A 6,800-nucleotide genomic window follows, 5' to 3' on the forward strand; every position below is an offset into this window, starting at 1 on the left:
AGTGAGGAACTGCTGACTAATTTAAGTTTTTATGTACTGGTGCAAGATGTCAGTTTACCCCCATACTCCTCTATAGTCCCCTTTTGTTATAGCGTACAATCCCTAAAAAGGGCTTGATTGTGAAATTTATTGTCATAATTCAGCAATGGATGAATTTGTCGGTGCGGTCTTAATTATGGTGTTAATTTAGACAACAAGTTGACGAAGCATTTATTATTTATTGGTTTAATATTTCTTCGCAACATGATTCGAGATCAGTCTTATTGTAATTATGATACTTTTCGAGCCACTCACAACGGCTTTCCAATAACTTATCTAAGGTTCTGAGTGGCCATATTTCAACTTTTCCTACGTTTTTGTTTGTTTGTGTTGACTTAACTTCTCCTACAACGCCAATAAACTCACCATCAGGGTTGACCTTGATTGTTTTAATAATGTCTAAACTACTTTTAAATTCCTTGATCTGTTTCCCTGTACGATTTGATTCATCCCATATCCATACTTTTATAATCTTATCTTTATTTCCCACAGTTACTAGTATAGGATGCTCACCTATTAGGGGATCTTTTTTTGACTTACTAAAACTAATAGCGGCTATTCCTCCTTGGTGTTCAGGATTAAAGGATTCAATTTTTTCACCAGATTCATCCCATAAAAATACTTCATTTTCGTCTTTAGCTGCGATCGCAATATCTCCATCGGGACTAAAACTAATACTTGTAATACCACCTTTATATGCAGCATTTAGGTTTTTTATTTCCGGCTTATCAGGTTTTTCGGGATCGGATACATCGAATATATGGGATATATCTCGCCGCGTTGCTTCAGTGTTTCCTGCCACTAGCAAGTATTTCCCATCTAAACTAAAATCCATCATTTCTATTTGTTTGGGATCATCGACATCTGAGAGAAATAGTCTTTCCTTCAATTCTCCTGTTGAATCGTCCCAAAATGAGAGTGTATTGGTCTTATTATTAAGAACAGCTAACATACTCCTTGTAGGAATAAAAGCTATTTGACTAATATCTTGTCCCGCATCAAATCCATTCTTCTCCAATTCATTGCCATCTAAGTTGAAAAATTCAATTCTACCGTTTTTTTCAGCTGTAACAACCAGATTTCCGTCTGGCATAAACTCAGCATCAATGACTTGAGTATTTCGAGTCAGTTTTTCTTGTTCAGTGATTTTTTTTTCATTCCAAAATTGAACCTTCCCACTATTATCAATAGTTACCATTCCTACTACACGATTATCTCCTTGACGATCTCTAAAACTGAGAGTATTCACTAAACGCTCGGAGTCAGTTTCTAATATTTTATAGTTCTGTTTATCTTCTACTCGCCAAATTCTTAACACCGATTCACCATTTGCAACTGTTACGATTCTTTGTGTCTCTTGATTAAAACTAGCATTAATGATAGTTTTACTATTATCAATCTCTTTAAAATCGTAACCTTTTAAATAAAAAGTCTTTCCCTGCTTTTCCTTCTCTAGATCATATTTTAAAAGTCGCAAGTTATTTTCATACTCTCGAATAACTGTAAATTGATTATTTTCTTGAAGTTCAATTTTGATAAAAGGGTTATCTTCAACGGATGACTGAAGTAGTTCTTTTGAAAAATCTTTGATTACTTGGGGTTTTTCCCCATTGTATTCCAGTTTAAAAACAGATACCTTTCCCGATTTCCCTGCGGCAATTATTTCATCTCCTTGTTGATTAAAATCTAAATCAAAAATGAATTCCAGTGGTCGCAGAGTCCAGGGTTGGATTGATTCATCTCTTGTCAAATCATTAGTTTTACGTAACTCGATTTGACCATCACTTTTTGCAACAGCAATTCTTGAATAATCTGGACTAAAAACAACTTTGTGTATTTTTAATTTTTCACCAGATTTAGTCCTGATCTTTTCAGATTTTTTAAATGTATTATCTGTCACATCCCACAAACAAATATCACCCTCTAAGGTTCCTGCTACAAGATACTGATCATTTTTAGAAAAGTTTAGGGTTTTAACATCTCCTGTTGCATTACATCCTGTTAATCTAACAGGAGTGTTGGTTTCATTTGATATATCCCACACCTCCATAACACCATTTGTTGAACCAATGGCTATTTTCTGGTTATTAGGACTGAAGGTTAAACTGTGAATTGTTCCTGGTGTAGCTTTTCTTTGACCTGTACCTTGTGAAGGTTCCTCTAAATTTTTCCAGAGAATTAATTCTCCTTTGTTATCTCCAGTTACGATTTTATTTCCATCTGAACTGAAAGCTACTGATGTAAATGATCTACCAGATTTAGGATGTTCTAATCTATTTTCTTGGTAAAGAGTATCACCAATTTTTTGTAAGTTTAACAAGGTTTCAGTTGGTAATTGTTCCTTAAAAGTTTTTTTAAAATCATTTCTTACTTTTCTTTGATCAGATAATGTTAATCCCAAGAATTTAATTTTTGTGTCTTCTGAGTCAATCTGCTTTTTTAATTGTTCAAGTTTTTTACCATTTTCTATAGAATATTCAAGTGCTTCTAATTCTTTATCGCTTTTCATTGCACTTTCTACATTTTTCTTTCCTGTATTTTTAAGATATGCTAATTCACTTTCTTGAGCCTCCAACCAATAACTATCTATCGAATTAAGGATGCTAATAATTGCAATTATGAGTAAAACTAAAACACTTATAATAACTAATCTTCGATGTTGCTTGACAAACCTTATAAATAAACTATTAAGTCGTTCAAATGATATTAGTACAAACAATAAAGATAAGAAAATTAAACAAAATACTGTAATTTTTTCTTGTATAGCTGGAAATGGCTGTTGTGTTATATTGAAAATCAAAAGAACTATTAACCAAAGAATAGCTGATATATAAATAGACTTTAATAAAGATGATTCTTTGGCGACTTCAACCAGTAATACACCGAAGATTACTGCAGCTATTATAGAAACCTTTGCCCAAAAGTTTTCTGTTACAATCCAGGTCGCTATTCCTATAAAGAAATTGAAGTAATGAGGAAGTAACCTCTTTAATACATTCCTTATGTTAATTTTAGCTAATTTGTTCTTAATGTTAGTTGAAAAAGACTGATTATCATTGGGTGGATCAGGCATTATTTCCTCTTCATGTTGATTAATTTCTGCATTTATTGGATCAGAATCAGAATATTTCTCAACCCATTCTCTATCAAATCTTATTTGATAGATTTGATTCCGAACTTTAAGAGTATTGGTCTGGGTATCTTTTTTCAATAATCCTAAGTTTATTAACTTATCATATTGATCAATACCACTATGATAGGGAACTTCGTCTTCACTTAAGATTCTAGCATAAGTTTTACGCAAATCAGAATCTGAGCGCAGTTTTTCTTCTATAAGACTAAAATTTTCAGCTACATCATCAATTCCAAAGATATTTGACCTTATAAGTTCATCTATTCTGTCCCCTTCAGTTACTCGTGCAATAATACTATCATCAGAATTAATAATATATCTCAAAAACACATGAGTTAATAAAGGGTGTCCGTCAGTCCACTCGAGAACTTCTGAAATAATTTTATCCCAATTAGCCATTGCTGTTGAATTATTGACTCTATTCAATTGTTTATTTATTAAATCTTGGTTAGATGGTCTATTTAAGTCTTCTAGAGTAAAGTCTTGTAATATAACATCTTTCTCTTTTATAAATAATAATTTATATTCATTAAACGTGGTAGAATGAAATACTGATCTTTCTCCAAAAAATACAAAATTAATACGTCTTAGCTGTTGGTTTTGATAGGCTATTTGTCTGTTATTTCCACAACATTTTTGGATTGCTGAGAGAAAATCATTACAGAATTCTTTAGATAAAATGTCAGGATTAAATAAAATTTGAGCATCATCAATTAAAATAATAATATTACCATCTTCTACTTTTTGTAATAGAATATTTTTTATAAACACTTGCCATATTTCTTCATTATTTAATTCAGGATCTCCTCGGAATTCATTGCCTTTATATAATTCACACTCATTCAATTTTTCTCCATTTGGAAGATAAAATTGTTCTGCTAAATCACGAATTAGTATCCAGGAAGCAGATAGGTCATCCATCCTATCTATTCGTTTTTGTTCGTCACTATCATTGATAGCTTTTTTGAGATCAATAACACCACATTTAAAACCTTGTTTTTCGAGTTTTTTTCGTAGTGTTTTTAATAAAGTTGTTTTTCCTGTCATAGGAGGGCTGAAAACATAACAGTAGTTTCCATCGCTTAACCATCTATAGAGTCGATCATCGACTTCTCTCTCCAAATAAAAATCATCCATATCGATATATTTTTCTATATATAGAATCGTAAAAAAATCACTAATCCAGTCATAATATAACCCATGTCTAATTTTTGATGCAAATCTTGTGTTAATGAATTGTAAAAAAACTTAAAATTTTAAAGCTTTGGTACTTGTTGACAATTTGTCTTGAAAACAAAATTGGTGTTAAGTTAAACAAGACATGGACAAGTATAATTGGTATTAATAGTAGAACTTAATTAACTCCTAGCAAGAAATAAAATCGAAGATGACTCAAAAACTGAAAGTCTGTTAGAATGCCCAGAAGGCTTCACAATCATTACAAATAATCTAATGGCAGAACATTATCACAAAATTTAGTATTTTCTGTTACTTTTTTTACAAAAAGCGAAAACTTTAGTCAAATTAATTCATGAGTGTTATTATTATTGGAAATAGATCAGTTGGCAAAACTAGCATGATAGTTGCTTTGGCAAAAGGAACACAAAATATTCAAGTAATACGACCTGATGCTAACAGTTTAATTGAAAGATTTTCTAATCCTGAAACAGGACAACTTGCTGGTACATTTGAAGTTAAAGATCCAATTTCTTTATCTCTTAGAATTAACCTTTCTTCAGGAAAAGGACAAGAGTTTGAAGTAAGGTGGATAGATACCCCTGGAGAATATTGGTCAAACCCTAAACAGAGAGACAGTAACCCCGAACAATGGCAAAAGTTGACTGAAATAGTTAGTAAAAGTAAATCGATTTTATTATTACTTCCTCCCTATCTTTATCGGAGTCGGTCAGTAAAATTAGAGGAAGGAAAAGAACCAGAAGAACTTGATTCTGAAACCTGGAAGAAGGAGCTAAAAAATTGGTTAGCTTTTTTAAGAAAAAACTGCCCTAAACTTCAACATCTTCTGATTGCTATTCATAAAGCAGATTTATTTAGTAATGATTTAGACAAAGACGAAAAAAACTGGCAGTATAATCCTGATAAATTATTTCGTTGGTCTGACTATGATGACCATATTCGTAAAACATATTTTGATTTAGCTTATGATATTATTCGAGAGCATAATTCTCAGCCTCCTTATATTAGTCCACAATTTTTTATAACCACTATCCATAAACCAAACTTATTAGAATTACCTTGGGTATATTTAGGATCTTATTTAGCTCATGACTACAACTTCTAGTGAAATTGAAATTCGTATTTTTGGGGCAAGAAATGCAGGAAAAACCACCTATCTTGCGACCCTAGCGGCTTGTCCTTCTGGACTCAAAGAAAAGTATGCAGGAATTGAAGTAATTCCCCGTAGCACCGAAACCAAAGATTTAGCCGATTTAGCAGAAGATATTTTGAAAAAAAAGGCAAAAATAGCTCCTACTATATACGATGCACAGCAACAGCATAACTTACCATATTATGATTTTTTAATTAAAATTCCTGGCAATGAAGAACGAAAGAAAATTGATATTGAACTGACAACAAGAGACTTTCCAGGGGAATTTTTTGAGAATATCCCTCGTCCCGATAAACAACAGGAAATTCAAACTTGGATAGATGAATTATTTACCACCACAAGGTGGATGATTATGATGACAGACTGGGAACCTAATTGGGATAAGTCTGTGTACAAACCAGCGTTTGAAAAGCTATGTCAAGAACTCTCGGAAAGAGAAGAAAACAATCCCGAATTGAAAAACGTGCGCATAGCTGTGGTCATGAATAAATGCGAACGAGGAGAACTTTGGCCTTGTCGTCTAGATCCCGATGAAGATTTATTTGAGGTTCGCTTACCAGAAACCTATAAATTGCTAACAAAGAAGTTATCTCCTAAGAGATTAGAGTTTTTTGCTTGTTCTGCTTTTGGTATTTTGTGCGATCGCCGTGAAGGGTTTGATCCCCGTCCTAATTGTTATCTTCCTGATGATGGGACTCCTGAAGAAATTAAAGCTTATTTACGCAATCCTGGTAGTTGGTATCCTTATGGATTAATTCCCCCTTTATACTGGTTAGCAACGGGAATAAGGCTAGAAGAATGATTAAGGCTAACCGTTTATTGTTTACAATAATTATGGACTATGGTGAATCTATTTGGCAGACAAGAAGAAGAGTTCCCAGATTACACAGAATTTCGTATTATCGGACCAAGAAGTGCGGGAAAGACTGCCTATTTAGCTGCATTAGCTTATTGGCCGAGAGCTAACCCGAATAGTCCCATTGCTTCGGTTACCGCGATGGACGATGATACAAAAAGATTTATTGGTATTGCTAAAGATATCCTCGAAACAGGAGCGCAACTGGCTGCGACATCTCGGCCTGATGATCCTAACCTAATTCCTCCCTATGGTCTTAAAATTACCATGAAGTCGGATTTTCAAGTTAGCAATCAAAGTTTTGAAGTTATTTGCAAGGACTTTGCTGGAGAGCTTTTTGACTTATTAAGATATCAGAAAACTGCTGAGATATAGCAATCAGGAATGATTTATGAGAATGAAGATGGGGTTTTTTATAGAGC

At 33.0% G+C, this 6,800-nt stretch carries 4 protein-coding genes; 3 read left to right on the forward strand and 1 reads right to left on the reverse strand.

Features of this window, described 5'->3' with window-relative positions:
• Positions 1-217: 217 nt before the first annotated feature.
• Positions 218-4,309: a WD40 repeat domain-containing protein gene (locus tag P9B04_RS11665; RefSeq protein WP_342055159.1), complete on the reverse strand. Its 4,092-nt coding sequence runs from the start codon at positions 4,307-4,309 to the stop codon at positions 218-220.
• A 394-nt stretch (positions 4,310-4,703) separates the two neighbouring features.
• On the opposite strand from P9B04_RS11665, the gene P9B04_RS11670 reads away from it, so the two are divergent.
• Genes P9B04_RS11670 through P9B04_RS11680 form a run of 3 tightly spaced genes read left to right on the forward strand, consistent with a single transcriptional unit; the run spans position 4,704 to position 6,753 of the window.
• Positions 4,704-5,474 carry a hypothetical protein gene (locus tag P9B04_RS11670; RefSeq protein ID WP_342055160.1) on the forward strand — a complete coding sequence of 257 codons (771 nt, stop codon included), beginning with the start codon at positions 4,704-4,706 and terminating at the stop codon, positions 5,472-5,474.
• Complete coding sequence (locus P9B04_RS11675) at positions 5,458-6,324, forward strand: hypothetical protein (protein ID WP_342055161.1); 867 nt, start codon at positions 5,458-5,460, stop codon at positions 6,322-6,324. Before P9B04_RS11670 ends, P9B04_RS11675 begins: the two co-directional genes overlap by 17 nt.
• Positions 6,325-6,363: 39 nt before the next feature.
• On the forward strand, positions 6,364-6,753 hold the full coding sequence (locus P9B04_RS11680; RefSeq protein WP_342055162.1) for a hypothetical protein: 390 nt from the start codon (positions 6,364-6,366) through the stop codon (positions 6,751-6,753).
• The last annotated feature ends 47 nt before the right edge of the window (positions 6,754-6,800 follow it).

Source organism: Crocosphaera sp. Alani8 (genome assembly GCF_038442745.1).
Classification (GTDB): domain Bacteria; phylum Cyanobacteriota; class Cyanobacteriia; order Cyanobacteriales; family Microcystaceae; genus Crocosphaera.